Below are 14275 nucleotides of genomic sequence, written 5' to 3'. Positions count from 1 at the left end.
CAGCCGCATCATACCAGCAGCGTCGCGCGCTGCGGCAGCGGGATCTCCTCGTCGGGCTGGTCGCTGTCCGGATCGACCGGGATGTCGCCGGGCTCGGGGCCCGGGTCCAGCGGCGCGGGCCGGGGCGGCGTATGCAATAGGCGGCGTGGCATGGGGCCTGGGTCGTGCCGGGCCCGCCGCGCGGGCGGGCCCGGCCGCGGCGGTCAGAACAGCGATGAGCGCGCGTTCTTGGCGCGCGGCTGGGGCTGCGCGCCGTCGGCCCAGTTGGACTCGGTCTGCTCATCGGCCGGCGGCAGCCGCTCGATCAGGGCTTCGTTGGCGTCGCGCGGGACTTTGGGCGGGAAATTGGGAACATCCACCAGGCTGGTCGGCGGCAACACCTTGGCGTTGATGCTGACATGCCGGGCCGGGTTGTCGGGTGCCGCCACCGCGTCTGCCTGTCGATCGGCCGCGCGGGACTCGATGTTGGCGGGATGGCGGCCTGCGGCCACCGGATTGTCGGCACGGGTATTCATGACTGCTCCTGTTTGTGGGCGCCCGATGGGGCGCCGGCCATTCAGAACCTACTCGGCGTCACGCCAGCATGACTGCGCCCGCCCGGATTGACAATTGCTGCCACCCCCAAGGGCCGGGATGCTGACGTCACCCTGAATCTTCTTTTTAACCCGAAACGCCAGGACTTTCCGACACGGACTGTTTCAATTTGACCGGCTTCCTGGACGCCTCGGCGCGCCCCGCGTATGGTGAAACGACGCACGCTCTAAGGAGGCCATCATGGCGAGAACCCTCTGGAAAGGCGCGATCAGCTTCGGGCTGGTGCACATCCCCATCGCCCTGCACCCGGCCACGCGCTCGGCACGGCTGGATTTCGACTGGATAGACAAGCGCGACGACGCGCCCGTCGGCTACCAGCGCATCAACAAACGCACGGGCAAGGCCATTGCCGCCGAGCATATCGTGCGCGGCTATGAATACGAGAAAGGCGATTACGTCTACCTCAGCGACGAGGATTTCCGCCGCGCCAACGATGTGGCAACCCAAACCATAGAAATCCTGGGTTTCGTGCAGGCCGCCGAGGTGCCGCTCTACTACTACGACACGCCCTACTATCTGGAGCCCGACAAGCGCGGCGGCCCGGGCTATGTGCTGTTGCGCGACGCGCTGCGCAAAAGCGGCCGCCTGGCGCTGGGCCAGGTGGTGCTGCATACGCGCCAGCATCTGGCCGCGCTCCTGCCCCAGGGCGATGCGCTGATGATGGTGACCCTGCGCTATGCCGAGGAAATACGCGAGGCGCCCGAACTGGATCTGCCGGCCAAGCATGCCGGCGCGCGCGAAACCGACATGGCGCTGCGCCTGATCGACGACATGAGCGTGGACTGGGATCCGGCGCAATACCATGACGCCTACCGCGAAGACCTGCTGGCCGCCATACGCGCCAAGATCAAGGCGGGCAAGACGCACAGCCTGACCGAAGCCGAGACGCCGGCCCCGGCGCGCGACTCGGCCAAGGTGCTGGACCTGATGGCCATGCTCAAGCAGAGCATCGAACAGGGACGGCGCACGCCCGCCGCCTCGGCGCGGGCAGCCTCCCCGCGCAAGACCGCCAAGGGCCGGCCGGCGGCCAAGACGGCGGCCAAGACGGCGGCCCGAAAAGCGTCCAAGACCCCCGCGAAGGCCGCGCGCAAGACGGCCGCCAAGACCCCGCGCCGCAAGGCGGCCTGACATGGCGGACAAGCTGCGCGCCTACCGGCGCAAACGCGACTTCGAGGCCAGCCCCGAGCCGCGGGGCGGCACCCCGGACGGCGGACAGCCTCTCTTCGTGGTGCAGAAACATGCGGCGCGGCGCCTGCACTATGACTTCCGCCTGCAGATCGGCGGCGTGCTGGCCAGCTGGGCCGTGCCCAAGGGTCCTTCCATGGACCCCGGGGTCAAGCGGCTGGCGGTCCATGTCGAAGATCATCCGCTGGACTACGCCCAATTCGAGGGCGATATCCCCGCCGGCCACTATGGCGCGGGGCATGTCGACATCTGGGACAGCGGCCATTGGGAAGCCCGCGGCAATGCGGCTCGAGGCCTGGCGCAAGGCCATCTGCGCTTCCGCCTGCATGGACGGCGCCTGCACGGCGATTGGCTGCTGGTCCGCACCCATGGCGAGCAATGGCTGCTGCGCAAAGTCCGCGACACGGCCCCCGCACGACCCGCGCCCGCGGCACGCGCGGCCTTGCCTGGCAAGGCCGCCGCCATGCCGCGCCAACTGCGCCCGCCCCTGGCGACCCTGGCCGAACGCCCGCCGCCCGATGCCGGCTGGCGCTACGAAGTCAAGTACGACGGCTACCGCATGCTGTGCGAACTGCGCCCGGGCAGGGTGCGCTTCATCAGCCGCAGCGGCCATGACTGGACCGCCCGCATGCGGCCGCTGGCCGAGGCGATCGCCGCGCTGAAGCTGGGCCAGGGCTGGCTGGACGGCGAGGTGGTGGTGTTCGACCGTCATGGCATCTCCGACTTCCAGCTGCTGCAGAATGCGCTGGACGGCGAAGCGGACGGCCTGCGTTTCGTCGTCTTCGACCTGCCCTATTGGGAAGGGCGGGATCTGCGCGGCATGCCGCTGTCCGTGCGCCAGCACTGGCTGGAAGTGCTCCTGGAGCACGCGCCCGCGCCCTTGATGCTGACACAGCGGCTGGCGCTGGCCGACGTCCACGAGGCCAACCAGGCCTGGACCCAGGCCTGCCAGCTCCACCTCAAAGGCCTGATCGCCAAGCGCGCCGATGCCGCCTACCGCCCCGGCCGGGGCCACGATTGGCTGAAACTGAAATGCCGCCCGCGCCAAGAGTTCGTCATCGGCGGCTACACCCCGCCGTCCGGCGCGCGGCAGCATTTCGGCGCCCTGCTGCTGGGTCTGCGCCGCGGCAAGCGCCTGCAATACGTGGGACGCACCGGCACCGGCTTCACCGACGCCAGCCTGCGCCGGCTGATGGCGCGCCTGCGGCCGCTGGCGCAGGCCGACTGCCCCTTCGTGCAGCGCCCGCCCGACAGCGGCCAGGCCCATTGGGTCCGCCCCGAGCTGGTGGCCGAGGTCGCCTATGCCGGCGTCACCGCGGACCAGCGCCTGCGCCAGGCCGCCTTCATCGCCCTGCGCGAAGACAAGCCGGCCGCCCAGGTCGACGACCCCGCCCCCGAACCGCCCGCCCGACCCAGGAGGACAGCCATGCCCGACCGTATCGGCAAGATCGCCATCACGCATCCGGACCGCATCGTCCTGCGCGACCCCGACACGAGCAAGCTGGAGCTGGCGCGTTACTACGAGGCCATCGGCCCGCGCATCCTGCCGCATCTGCAGAAACGCCGCGTCGCCCTGGTCCGCTATCCGGACGGCGCCGACAAACCCGGTTTTTTCCAGAAGCACATCACCACGGACCTGCCCAAGGGCGTGAGCCGCGACGCCGCCGGCGACCTGACCATAGACAGCCTGGAGGGTCTCATCGCGCTGGTGCAGCTGGGCGTGATCGAGCTGCATACCTGGGGGTCGCGCGCGCCCAAGACCGAGGCGCCCGACCGCCTGACGCTGGACCTGGATCCCGGCGAAGGCGTGGACTGGCGCGCCATCGTCGAAGGCGCCCAGCTGGCGCGCGGACTGATGCAGGAGGTCGGCCTGGTGCCCTTTCTCAAATCCACCGGCGGCAAGGGGCTGCACTTGGTGGCGCCGCTCAAGCCCATCGCCGGCTGGGAGGATGTCAAGACGCTGGCGCATGGCCTGGCCTCGCGGCTGGAGAGCGTGCTGCCCGGGCGCTTCGTCGCCAACATGGCCAAGGCCAAGCGGCGCGGCCGCATCTTCGTGGACTATCTGCGCAACGGCAATGGCGCGACCGCCATCGCGGCCTTTTCGGTGCGTGGACGCGCCGGGGGCCCGGTATCCATGCCCCTGCCCTGGGAGCTGCTGGACGCCGGCGAGGATTTGCGCGGCCCGGCCTTCAATCTGCGCAACGCGCGCCAATGGGCCGAGACCCATCCCGATCCCTGGGCCGACTACGCCGCCAGCCGCCGCCAGGTCGGCCCGCGCATGCTGGCCCGCCTGGGCCTGGAGCCCGCGCAGGGCTGATGTCCCCCTGGCGGGGATGGCCGGCCTCAGGGCGCAAGCCGTTGGCGGCGCAGGCGCAGGGCATTGGCGATGACACTCACCGATGACAGCGTCATCGCCAGCGCGGCCCAGACCGGCGACAGCAGCAGGCCGAAGAAGGGATAGAGCAAGCCCGCGGCCAAGGGGATGCCGACCGCGTTATAGACAAAGGCGAAGAAGAGGTTCTGGCGGATGTTGCGCATCGTCGCGCGGGCCACCAGGCGCGCCCGCGCGATGCCCATGAGATCGCCCTTGAGCAAGGTGATGCCGGCGCTTTCCATCGCCACATCGGTGCCGCCGCCCATGGCGATGCCCACATCGGCCTGTGCCAGCGCGGGCGCGTCATTGATGCCATCGCCGGCCATGGCGACCACATGCTTCTGGCCCTGCCAGTGGCGCACGATGGCCGCCTTGTCCTTGGGCAGTACCTCAGCCTGCACAGCGTCGATCCCGAGTTCGGCGGCCACTGCCTGCGCGGCGGCGCGCCCGTCGCCCGTCACCATGACCACCTGGATGCCGGCCTCGCGCAAAGCGGCCAGCGCGGGCGGCGTGGACGCCTTGACCGCGTCGGCGATGGTCACATTGCCCACATAGCGGCCATCGCGGGCGGCATGCAAGACCGTCGCATGGCCCGCCCCGTCCTGCCCCTCGGGCAGGGCCACGCCGCGGGCCTTCAAGAAGCGCCGGCTGCCGCACAGAATATGGCGCCCGCGCACCCGGCCCTCCACGCCCAGGCCGGCCCAGGCATGGAAATCCTCCACCGGCCACAGCCCGGCCCCGCGCTCGCGGGCCTCGGCCACCAGGGCGGCGGCCAGGGGATGCTCGCTGGCGCGTTCGACGCTGGCCAGCTCGGCCAGCACCTGCCCGGCCTGCTCGCCGGCGACGGCCTGCAGGTCCCGCACACGCGGCCGGCCTTCGGTCAAGGTGCCCGTCTTGTCGACCAGCACCACATCGACCCGGGCCATCTTCTCCAGCACGGCGGCGTCGCGCACCAGCACCCCCATGCCGGCGGCCCGCCCCACGCCCACCATGATGGACATGGGCGTGGCCAGGCCAAGCGCGCAGGGGCAGGCGATGATGAGCACCGACACCAGGGCGATCAGGGCATGGCTGAAAGCCGGCGCCGGGCCAAGAAAGAACCAGGCGGCAAAGGCCAGCGCGCCGGCCAGCAGCACCAGCGGCACGAAGCGGCTGGCCACCATGTCGGCCTGGCGCTGCACCGGGGCGCGGCTGCGCTGGGCCTGGGCCACGAGCTGCACGATCTGCGACAGCAGCGTGTCGGCGCCGACGCGCTCGGCACGCATCAGCAGCGCCCCCTCCTGATTGACCGTGCCGGCGGTCAGCGGCTGGCCTTCATGCTTGGCCACCGGCGCCGGCTCGCCGCTGACCATGGCCTCGTCCACCGTGCTGCGGCCCTCGATGACCACGCCGTCGACCGGGATTTTCTCGCCCGGGCGCACGCGCAGCACATCGCCCGCCACCACCTCGTCCAGCGGCACCTCCCGCTCGCCGCCATCGGGCTGGCGCCTGACCGCCGTCTTGGGCGCCAGGTCGAGCAAGGCGCGGATCGCGCCGGAGGTGCGCTCGCGCGCCCGCAGCTCCAGCAACTGCCCCAGCAGCACCAACACGGTGATGACGGCGGCCGCCTCGAAATAGACCGCCACCGCGCCCTCGGGCCGGAACACCGGCGGAAACGCCCCCGGCACGAAGGTGGCCACCATGCTGTAGAGCCAGGCCACGCCCGTGCCCATGCCGATCAAGGTGAACATATTGGCGCTGCGATGGCGCAGCGATTCCCAGGCGCGGACCAGGAAAGGCCATCCGGCCCATAGCACCACGGGCGTGGCCAGGATGGCCTGCACCAGGTTGCCCGCCTGGGCGGAAAACGGCGGATGCCAGCCAAAGAGGTGGCCGCCCATTTCCAGCACGAAAATCGGCAGGGTCAGGAGCAGGCCGATCCAGAAACGCCGCGTGAAATCGCGCAATTCGGGGTTGGCTTGCCCGCCGCCGCCGGCGATCAGGGGTTCCAGGGCCATGCCGCATATCGGGCAGTGCCCCGGCCCCTGGCGCCGGATCTCCGGATGCATGGGGCAGGTGTAGACACCCGCCGCCAACGCTTGCGCCGGCGCCCGGCGGGGATGGCCGTGGTCGTGGGTAGGGTCTTGGCTGTGGTCCTGCTTGCCGGCTTGCGCCATGCGCGATCTCCTTTTTGGCCTGGCCTCACCTTAGCGGATGCCCAGGGGGGCCGGTCAAGCCGGCGCCAGCAAGGCGCATACCATCTCGACATGACCCTCGCGCCAATGGCGCTCCCGGGTCAGCGCGGCGTCGCCCGAAATCATGCCGATCACCAAGGCATGCAACACCGGGGAGAGCAGCAGCCAGACGTGCCGGGCCGCCTCGGGCCGGCACAGCCCGCGCCCGGCCGCCAGCGTAACCAGTTCGGCCAGGGCCTGCTGCTGGCGCCGGCTGTCGCTGCGCCAGCGATCGATCAGCTCGGGCAAGCGAGCGCCTTCGGCCATCAACAGCCGGAAGGTGGTCATCAAGGCCGGCTGCGCGAAGGCGCCATGGACGCTGTCGACAAAGCGCTCGGCCAGTTCGCGCAGGCTGCCGACGCCTTCGAGCATGGCCCGCGGATCGATGGGCGCGGGCTTGAGCCAGTGGTCCAGCAAGGCGGCCAGGACCTGCTCTTTGCTCGTGAAATGCCCATACAGCCCGCCCTTGGACAGCTGCGCCCGCCGCGCGATGTCGTCCATGCGCGTGGCGGCATAGCCGCGGGCCGAAAACTCGGCCAGCGCGGCGTCCAGTATCTGGCTGACGCGCAGCTCGGCCGGCAGGCGCCGGCGCTCCCTGGGACCATGGCCTTGTTGTGAAATCATCATCGGTATCGGACACTAGGGCCTGTTCATAGCAAGCCCATTACATACCGACTGGTCGGTCGTTACCTTGATTTGCGTCAAGGATGCCGCTGCGGGTTTGGCCGACAATGGTCCTGCGGGCCCACCCGTCCGCATCGCCGCGAGGCGTTTTCCCTACCCAGCGGCGCCCACCCGGCGCCGTGCAGCTGAAGGTGGCAGGCAGATGAGCAAGCGTACGCCCTCCCGACAAGGCACCACCGCCCTGGACACGGCAGCCAAGGCAGCGCTTGCGCGCTGGACCGGCTCGCTCTCGCCGGCGGCGGGCTTGCTGGCCTGGACCGATTGGGCCGCCCACCTCGTCACCGCGCCCGGCAAGCGCATGGCGCTGGCCGAGCTGGCGCTGCGCCAGGCCGGCCAGCTGGCCCAATACGCGGGACAGGCCGGGCAGCCGCAGACGGCGGACGCGGCCCCGATGCCGGCCCCGGACCGCCGCTTTGCCGACCCGGCCTGGCAGCAATGGCCTTTCAACCTCTACCAGCAACAGTTCCTGCTCGCGCAGCAATGGTGGGAAGCCGCCACGCGCGAGGTGCCCGGCGTCGAGCCGCATCATGCGCAGGTGGCCGCCTTCGCCGCGCGCCAATGGCTGGACATGCTCTCGCCCGGCAACACTCCCTGGACCAATCCCGTCGTCGTGCGCCAGACCTGGCAGGAAGGCGGCGCCAACCTGGCGCGCGGCGCGCGCAATGCCATCGAGGACGCGCTGCGCGAACTGGGCCGCCAGCCGCCGGCCGGCGCCGAACATTTCCGGCCCGGCAAGGAAGTCGCCGTCACGCCCGGCAAGGTGGTGTTCCGCAACCGCCTGATCGAACTGCTGCAGTATGCGCCCGCCACCGCGACGGTCCATCCCGAGCCGGTGCTCATCGTGCCGGCCTGGATCATGAAGTACTACATCCTGGACCTCTCCCCGCACAACTCGCTCATCCGCTACCTGGTCAGCCAGGGCTACACTGTGTTCTGCGTTTCCTGGAAGAATCCCGACGCGGCCTACCGCGACCTGGGCATGGATGACTATCTGGACGAAGGCATCCAGGCCGCGCTCAAGGCCGTGGGGGCCATCGTTCCCCGCCAGCGGGTGCACGCCACCGGTTATTGCCTGGGCGGCACGCTGCTGGCCATCGCCGCGGCGGCGATGGCGCGCGATGGCGACCGGCGGCTGGCCAGCCTGTCGCTGTTCACCGCCCAGACCGACTTCAGTGAACCCGGCGAGCTGGGCCTGTTCATCGATGAGAGCCAGGTCAGCATGCTGGAGGCCCAGATGGCGCGCACCGGCTATCTGCGCGCCGGCCAGATGGCGGGCGCCTTCCAGATGCTGCGTTCCTACGACCTGCTGTGGTCGCGCATGGTCAATGACTATCTGCTCGGCCGGCGTCGCCCGATGTCCGACCTCATGGCCTGGAATGCCGACGCCACGCGCATGCCCGCGCGCATGCACGGCCAATACCTGCGCCGTCTCTTTCTGGACAACGACCTGGCCCAGAACCGCTACGAAGTGGCCGGACGGCCGGTCATGCTCGGCGACCTGCGCCTGCCCATTTTCTCGGTCGGCACCGAAACCGACCACGTCGCGCCCTGGCGCTCGGTCTATAAGCTGCACTACCTGAGCCCCGCGCCGCTGACCTTCGTGCTGACCAGCGGCGGCCACAACGCCGGCATCGTGAGCGAGCCCGGCCATCCGCGCCGCGCCTACCGCATCCTGTGCCGGGCGGCCAACCAGCCCAGCCTCACCGCCGACGACTGGCTGGCCCAGGTGCCCCAGCAAGAAGGCTCGTGGTGGCCCGCCTGGGTGCAATGGCTGGACAGCCAATCGGGCCCGGCCCGCACCAAGCCGCCCGGCATGGGCGCGCCGCGCCGCAAGTTCCCGGTCCTGGGCGATGCGCCCGGCACCTATGTGTTGGAGACGTGAAAACATGACCCGTCGCCTGCTCAGTCTCGCGATCAGCGCCAGCCTGCTTTCGGGCTGCATGTCCCTGGCGCCGGAACACACGCGCCCGCCCCTGCCCGTGGCCGCCACTTTCCCGCAGCCGGGCGCCCCGGTCAGCGCGGCCATGCCGGCCGCCGCCGTGGACTGGCAGTCCTTCTATACCGACCCCGAGCTGCGCGGCCTGATCGCGCGCGCCCTGATCAACAACCGCGACCTGCGCATGGCCGTGCTGCGCGTCGAAGAGGCCCGCGCCGCCTACGGCATCCAGCGCGCCGACCAGTTCCCCACCCTGGGCCTGGCGGCCGACGCCGTGCGCCAGCGCACCCCGGGTGATCTCAGCATCACGGGCCAGCCGCTGACCGCCTCGCAATACCAGGTCGGCGTCGGCATGGCCTCCTGGGAACTGGACTTCTGGGGCCGGGTGCGCAATCTCAAGGACGCCGCCCTGGAAAACTACCTGGCCACCGACGCGGCGCGCCAGGCCGCTACCCTGTCGCTCATCGCGCAAGTGGCCGACAGCTATCTCACCCTGCGCGAGCTCGACGAGCGCCTGGCGCTCACGCGGGCGACCATCGCCAGCCGCGAGGAGTCGCTGCGCATCTTCCGCCGCCGCTTCGAGGTCGGCGCGATCTCCAAGCTGGACCTGACCCAGGTCGAGACGCTGTGGCAGCAGGCCAAGGCGCTGGGCGCCGAACTGGAGCGCACGCGCGCCGCCCAGGCCCAGGCCCTGCAGGAACTTGTCGGCCAGCCCATCGACCTGCCCGAGGCGCGCGCCGCCCTGGACGACGACGCGCTGATGCGCGAGTTGCCGGCCGGGCTGCCCTCTGACCTGCTGACCAACCGCCCCGACATCGTGGCCGCGGAACACCAGCTCAGGGCCAGCAATGCCAATATCGGCGCGGCGCGCGCGGCCTTCCTGCCGCAGATCACGCTCACCGGCGCCTTCGGCACCGCCAGCAGCCAGCTCGATGGCCTGTTCGACAGCGGCAGCCTGGCCTGGAATTTCGCGCCCAGCATCAACCTGCCCATCTTCGATGCCGGCCGCCGCCAGGCCAATCTCGAGCTGGCCCAGGCGCGCCAGCAGCAGGCCGTGGCGCAGTACGAAAAAAGCATCCAGACCGCTTTCCGCGAAGTCGCCGACGCCTTGTCGGCGCGCTATTGGCTGGCCGAGCAGGTCAAGGTCCTGCGGGCCACGGTCGATGCCCAGGCCGAGCGCGAACGCCTGGCCCGCCTGCGCTATGACCACGGCGCCTCGCCCTTTCTCGAAGTGCTCGACGCCCAGCGCGATCTGCTGGAGGCCCAGCAGCAATGGGTGCGCACCCGGCGCGCGCTGCTCTCCAGCCAGGTGGCGCTGTACGCGGCCCTGGGCGGCGGCACGCAAGCCCAGCCCGCCGGGCCCGCCACTCCCGAACATCCGTAACGAGGTCTCCCAAAGATGAATGCCCGCAAATTCCTGCCCCTGGCCATCGTCGCCGTCGCGGCCCTGCTCGGCTATTACGGCTGGCGCGCCCTGAATGACCGCGGCCCCGGCGAAGGCTTTGTCAGCGGCAACGGCCGCATCGAGGCCACCGAAATCGACGTGGCCACCAAGCTGGCCGGCCGCGTCGAGGACGTGCTGGTCAACGAAGGCGCCTTCGTCAAGGCCGGCGAGCCCCTGGCGCGCATGCAGATCGACACCCTCAACGCCCAGCGCGAAGAAGCCCGCGCCCAGCATCAGCAGGCCATCAATGCCGCGGCCAGCGCGCGCGCGCAGATCGCCTTGCGCCAAAGCGACAAGGTCGCCGCGCAGGCCGTGGTCGTGCAGCGCGAAAGCGAACTGGACGCCGCGCGCCGCCGCCTGGCGCGCTCGCAGACACTGTCCAAGGAGGGGGCCTCCTCCATCCAGGAGCTGGACGACGACCGCGCCCGGGTCAAGAGCGCCGAAGCCGCCGTGGCCGCCGCGCGCGCCCAGGTCACCGCCGCCGAGGCCGCCATCCAGGCCGCCCAGGCCGAAGAAGTGGGCGCGCGCTCGGCCATCGCCGCGGCCGAGGCCACCATCGCCCGCGTCCAGGCCGATATCGTGGACAGCGAGCTGCGCGCCCCGCGCGACGGCCGGGTGCAATATCGCGTCGCCCAGCCTGGCGAGGTGCTGGGCGCCGGCGGCAAAGTCCTCAATCTGGTGGACCTCTCCGACGTCTACATGACCTTCTTCCTGCCCGAACAGGCGGCCGGCCGCGTGGCGCTGGGCACCGAAGTGCACATCGTGCTCGATGCCGCGCCCCAGTACGTCATCCCGGCCTCGGTCAGCTACGTCGCCAGCACGGCGCAGTTCACGCCCAAGACCGTGGAGACCGCCAGCGAGCGCCAGAAGCTCATGTTCCGCGTCAAGGCGCAGATCAGCCCCGAATTGCTCCAGCGCCATCTCACCCAGGTCAAGACCGGCCTGCCCGGCGTGGCCTGGATCAAGCTCGATCCGGACGCCGAATGGCCCGCCGACCTCGCCGTCAAGGTGCCCTGATGAACGCGCCCGTCGCACGGCTGGAGCATGTCACCCTGCGCTACGGCAAGACCGTCGCGCTGGACGACCTGACTCAGGACATCCCGGCCGGCCGCATGGTCGGGCTCATCGGCCCGGACGGCGTGGGCAAATCCAGCATGCTGGCCTTGGTGGCGGGCTCGCGCGCCGTGCAGCAGGGCAAGGTCACCGTGCTGGGCGGCGACATGGCCGACGCCCGGCATCGCGACCAGGTCTGCCCGCGCATCGCCTACATGCCCCAGGGCCTGGGCAAGAATCTCTATCCCACGCTCTCGGTCGAAGAAAACCTGCAATTCTTCGGCCGCCTCTTCGGCCACGATGCGCAGGAGCGGCGCCGCCGCATCGACGACCTCACGCGCGCCACCGGCCTGGATGCCTTCCTGGAACGGCCGGCCGGCAAGCTCTCGGGCGGCATGAAGCAAAAGCTCGGCCTGTGCTGCGCCCTGATCCACGATCCCGACCTGCTCATCCTCGATGAGCCCACCACCGGGGTGGATCCGCTGGCGCGCGCGCAGTTCTGGGACCTGATCGACAAGATCCGCCAAGACCGCCCGGGCATGAGCGTCATCGTCGCCACGGCCTACATGGACGAAGCCCAGGGTTTCGAATGGCTCATCGCCATGGACGCCGGCCGCATCCTGGCCACCGGCACGCCGGCCGAGCTGCTGGCCGCCAGCGGCAGCGACTCCCTGGAGCAGGCCTTCATTGCCTTGCTGCCCGAGGAGAAAAAACGCGGCCACAAGCCCGTGGAGATCCATCCGCTGGCCATGGACGAGCAGGCCGACACCGCCATCGAAGCCCGCGACCTCACGATGCGCTTTGGCGATTTCGTGGCCGTGGACCACGTCAATTTCCGCATCCGCCGGGGCGAGATCTTCGGCTTCCTCGGCTCCAACGGCTGCGGCAAGTCCACCACCATGAAGATGCTCACCGGCCTGCTGCCGGCCAGCGAAGGCCAGGCCTGGCTGTTCGGCCGCGAGGTCGATCCGCGCGACATCGCCACCCGCCGCCGAGTGGGCTATATGTCCCAGGCCTTCTCCCTGTATGGCGAACTCACCGTGCGCCAGAACCTGGTGCTGCACGCCCGTCTTTTCCATGTGCCCGAAGCCGACATCCCGGCCCGCGTGCAGGAGATGGTCGAGCGCTTCGAACTGGCCGAGGTCCTGGACACCCTGCCCGAGAACCTGCCCCTAGGCGTGCGCCAGCGCCTGTCGCTGGCCGTGGCCATGGTGCATAAGCCCGAGCTGCTCATCCTCGATGAGCCGACCTCGGGCGTGGACCCGGTGGCGCGCGACAATTTCTGGCGCCTGCTGATCGCCCTGTCGCGCCAAGACCAGGTCACCATCTTCATCTCCACCCACTTCATGAACGAGGCCCAGCGCTGCGACCGCATCTCGCTGATGCATGCCGGCCGGGTGCTGGTCAGCGACACGCCCGAGGCCATCACGCGCCAGCGCGGCGCGGCCACGCTCGAACAGGCCTTCATCGACTATCTCGTCGAGGCGGGCGCCGGCACCAAGCCGCAGGCCGACAGCCAGGCGGCGGCCGAGATCACCACCGGCGCGCGCCAGCCGAGCCGCCTGAAGGGTTTTCATTTCAGCCGCGCGGCCAGCTATATGTGGCGCGAATCGCTGGAACTGCGCCGCGATCCGGTGCGCGCGACACTGGCGCTGGCCGGCTCGCTGCTTTTGATGTTCGTCATGGGCTTTGGCATCAGCATGGACGTCGAAGACCTGCGCTACGCCGTGCTGGACCGCGACCAGAGCGGCTTGAGCCAGAACTACGCGCTCAACCTGTCGGGGTCGCGCTATTTCATCGAGCAGCCGCCCATCGCCGACTACGCCGACATGGACCGCCGCATGCGCGCCGGCGAGCTGGCGCTGGCCATCGAAATCCCTTCGGGCTTCGCGCGCGACGTGCAGCGCGGCAAGGACGTGCAGATCGGCGTCTGGATAGACGGCGCCATGCCGCAGCGCGCCGAGACGGTGCGCGGCTATGTGCAGGGCATGCACCAGGGCTGGCTGCTGGACCAGGCGCGGCAACACTATGGCGCCTCGGCCCACCTGCCGGTCAGCATCGAATCGCGTTTTCGCTACAACCCCGACGTGCGCAGCCTGCCGGCCATGGTGCCAGCGGTCATCCCGCTGCTCCTTTTGATGATGCCCGCCATGCTCACCGCGCTGGCGGTGGTGCGCGAAAAAGAACTGGGCTCCATCATCAACCTCTACGTCACGCCGGTCACGCGGCTGGAATTCCTCCTCGGCAAACAGGCCCCCTATGTGGCGCTGGCCATGCTGAACTTCCTGCTCATGGTGCTGCTGGCCGTCACCGTGTTCGACGTGCCCATCACCGGCAGCTTCGCCACGCTGGCGCTGGCCGCCCTCATCTATAGCGTCATCTCCACCGCCATCGGCCTGCTGGCCTCGACCTTCACGCGCAGCCAGATCGCCGCCCTCTTCTTCACCATGATGGGCACCATGGTGCCGGCCGTGCAGTTCGCCGGCCTGATCAACCCCGTGTCTTCGCTGGACGGCGGCGGACGGCTGATCGGCCAGATCTATCCGGCCACCCATATGCTGACCATCACGCGCGGCGTCTTCAGCAAGGCCCTGCACCTGAACGACCTGTACAGCTCGTTCTGGCCGCTGCTGCTGGCCGTGCCGCTCATCCTGGGCGCCTCGGTCTGGCTCCTGAAGAAACAGGAGGGCTGAACCATGGGCCGCCATATCGCCAATATCTATCGCCTGGGCGTCAAGGAACTCTGGAGCCTGGCCCGCGACCCCATGATGCTGATCCTGATCGTGGTGTCC

The 14275-nt window shown here is 69.8% G+C and carries 10 protein-coding genes; 6 read left to right on the top strand and 4 right to left on the bottom strand.

Annotated features, from left to right (window positions below):
• Positions 1–8 precede the first annotated feature (8 nt).
• Positions 9–152: a hypothetical protein gene (locus AXA74_RS24500; RefSeq protein ID WP_164725168.1), complete on the bottom strand. Its 144-nt coding sequence runs from the start codon at positions 150–152 to the stop codon at positions 9–11.
• A gap of 51 nt (positions 153–203) precedes the next feature.
• Positions 204–515 carry a hypothetical protein gene (locus tag AXA74_RS18120; protein WP_029581122.1) on the bottom strand — a complete coding sequence of 104 codons (312 nt, stop codon included), beginning with the start codon at positions 513–515 and terminating at the stop codon, positions 204–206.
• Positions 516–774: 259 nt separating this feature from the next.
• Between AXA74_RS18120 and ku the strand changes: the two genes are divergently transcribed.
• Both ku and ligD read left to right on the top strand, forming a co-directional pair.
• Positions 775–1722 (top strand): non-homologous end joining protein Ku, encoded by a 948-nt coding sequence (gene ku / locus AXA74_RS18115; RefSeq protein WP_032979255.1) that lies wholly within the window; start codon positions 775–777, stop codon positions 1720–1722.
• Between the two features lies 1 nt (position 1723).
• On the top strand, positions 1724–4096 hold the full coding sequence (ligD, locus tag AXA74_RS18110) for a DNA ligase D (RefSeq protein WP_029581124.1): 2373 nt from the start codon (positions 1724–1726) through the stop codon (positions 4094–4096).
• Positions 4097–4122: 26 nt separating this feature from the next.
• Here ligD and AXA74_RS18105 read toward each other — a convergent pair whose 3' ends face one another.
• Together AXA74_RS18105 and AXA74_RS18100 are read right to left on the bottom strand one after the other, a co-directional pair.
• Positions 4123–6309, bottom strand: coding sequence for a copper-transporting P-type ATPase (locus tag AXA74_RS18105; RefSeq protein WP_029581125.1), 2187 nt, complete (start codon positions 6307–6309; stop codon positions 4123–4125).
• 54 nt (positions 6310–6363) lie between these two features.
• Entirely contained in the window at positions 6364–6993 is a 630-nt protein-coding gene (locus tag AXA74_RS18100; RefSeq protein ID WP_029581126.1) for a TetR/AcrR family transcriptional regulator, read from the bottom strand.
• A gap of 130 nt (positions 6994–7123) precedes the next feature.
• Between AXA74_RS18100 and AXA74_RS18095 the strand changes: the two genes are divergently transcribed.
• The 4 genes from AXA74_RS18095 to rbbA are packed head-to-tail and all read left to right on the top strand — an operon-like array spanning position 7124 to position 14176.
• Positions 7124–8932 (top strand): PHA/PHB synthase family protein, encoded by a 1809-nt coding sequence (locus AXA74_RS18095; RefSeq protein WP_370736525.1) that lies wholly within the window; start codon positions 7124–7126, stop codon positions 8930–8932.
• A 4-nt stretch (positions 8933–8936) separates the two neighbouring features.
• Positions 8937–10370 carry an efflux transporter outer membrane subunit gene (locus AXA74_RS18090; RefSeq protein WP_029581128.1) on the top strand — a complete coding sequence of 478 codons (1434 nt, stop codon included), beginning with the start codon at positions 8937–8939 and terminating at the stop codon, positions 10368–10370.
• A gap of 15 nt (positions 10371–10385) precedes the next feature.
• Positions 10386–11447 (top strand): HlyD family secretion protein, encoded by a 1062-nt coding sequence (locus AXA74_RS18085; protein ID WP_029581129.1) that lies wholly within the window; start codon positions 10386–10388, stop codon positions 11445–11447.
• Complete coding sequence (gene rbbA, locus AXA74_RS18080) at positions 11447–14176, top strand: ribosome-associated ATPase/putative transporter RbbA (protein ID WP_029581130.1); 2730 nt, start codon at positions 11447–11449, stop codon at positions 14174–14176. The genes AXA74_RS18085 and rbbA overlap by 1 nt, the downstream gene beginning before the upstream one ends.
• Positions 14177–14275 lie beyond the last annotated feature (99 nt).

The organism is Bordetella hinzii LMG 13501, from assembly GCF_001548475.1.
GTDB classification, from domain to species: domain Bacteria; phylum Pseudomonadota; class Gammaproteobacteria; order Burkholderiales; family Burkholderiaceae_B; genus Bordetella; species Bordetella hinzii.
The sequence above is the reverse complement of the archived record's forward strand: the minus strand, read 5'-3'. Positions and strand labels throughout refer to the sequence as shown.

Coding starts and splice junctions, on each gene's coding strand:
- AXA74_RS24500 (WP_164725168.1), bottom strand. CDS start 152: ATGCCACGCCGCCTATTGCATACGCCGCCCCGGCCCGCGCCGCTGGAC.
- AXA74_RS18120 (WP_029581122.1), bottom strand. CDS start 515: ATGAATACCCGTGCCGACAATCCGGTGGCCGCAGGCCGCCATCCCGCC.
- ku (WP_032979255.1), top strand. CDS start 775: ATGGCGAGAACCCTCTGGAAAGGCGCGATCAGCTTCGGGCTGGTGCAC.
- ligD (WP_029581124.1), top strand. CDS start 1,724: ATGGCGGACAAGCTGCGCGCCTACCGGCGCAAACGCGACTTCGAGGCC.
- AXA74_RS18105 (WP_029581125.1), bottom strand. CDS start 6,309: ATGGCGCAAGCCGGCAAGCAGGACCACAGCCAAGACCCTACCCACGAC.
- AXA74_RS18100 (WP_029581126.1), bottom strand. CDS start 6,993: ATGATGATTTCACAACAAGGCCATGGTCCCAGGGAGCGCCGGCGCCTG.
- AXA74_RS18090 (WP_029581128.1), top strand. CDS start 8,937: ATGACCCGTCGCCTGCTCAGTCTCGCGATCAGCGCCAGCCTGCTTTCG.
- AXA74_RS18085 (WP_029581129.1), top strand. CDS start 10,386: ATGAATGCCCGCAAATTCCTGCCCCTGGCCATCGTCGCCGTCGCGGCC.
- rbbA (WP_029581130.1), top strand. CDS start 11,447: ATGAACGCGCCCGTCGCACGGCTGGAGCATGTCACCCTGCGCTACGGC.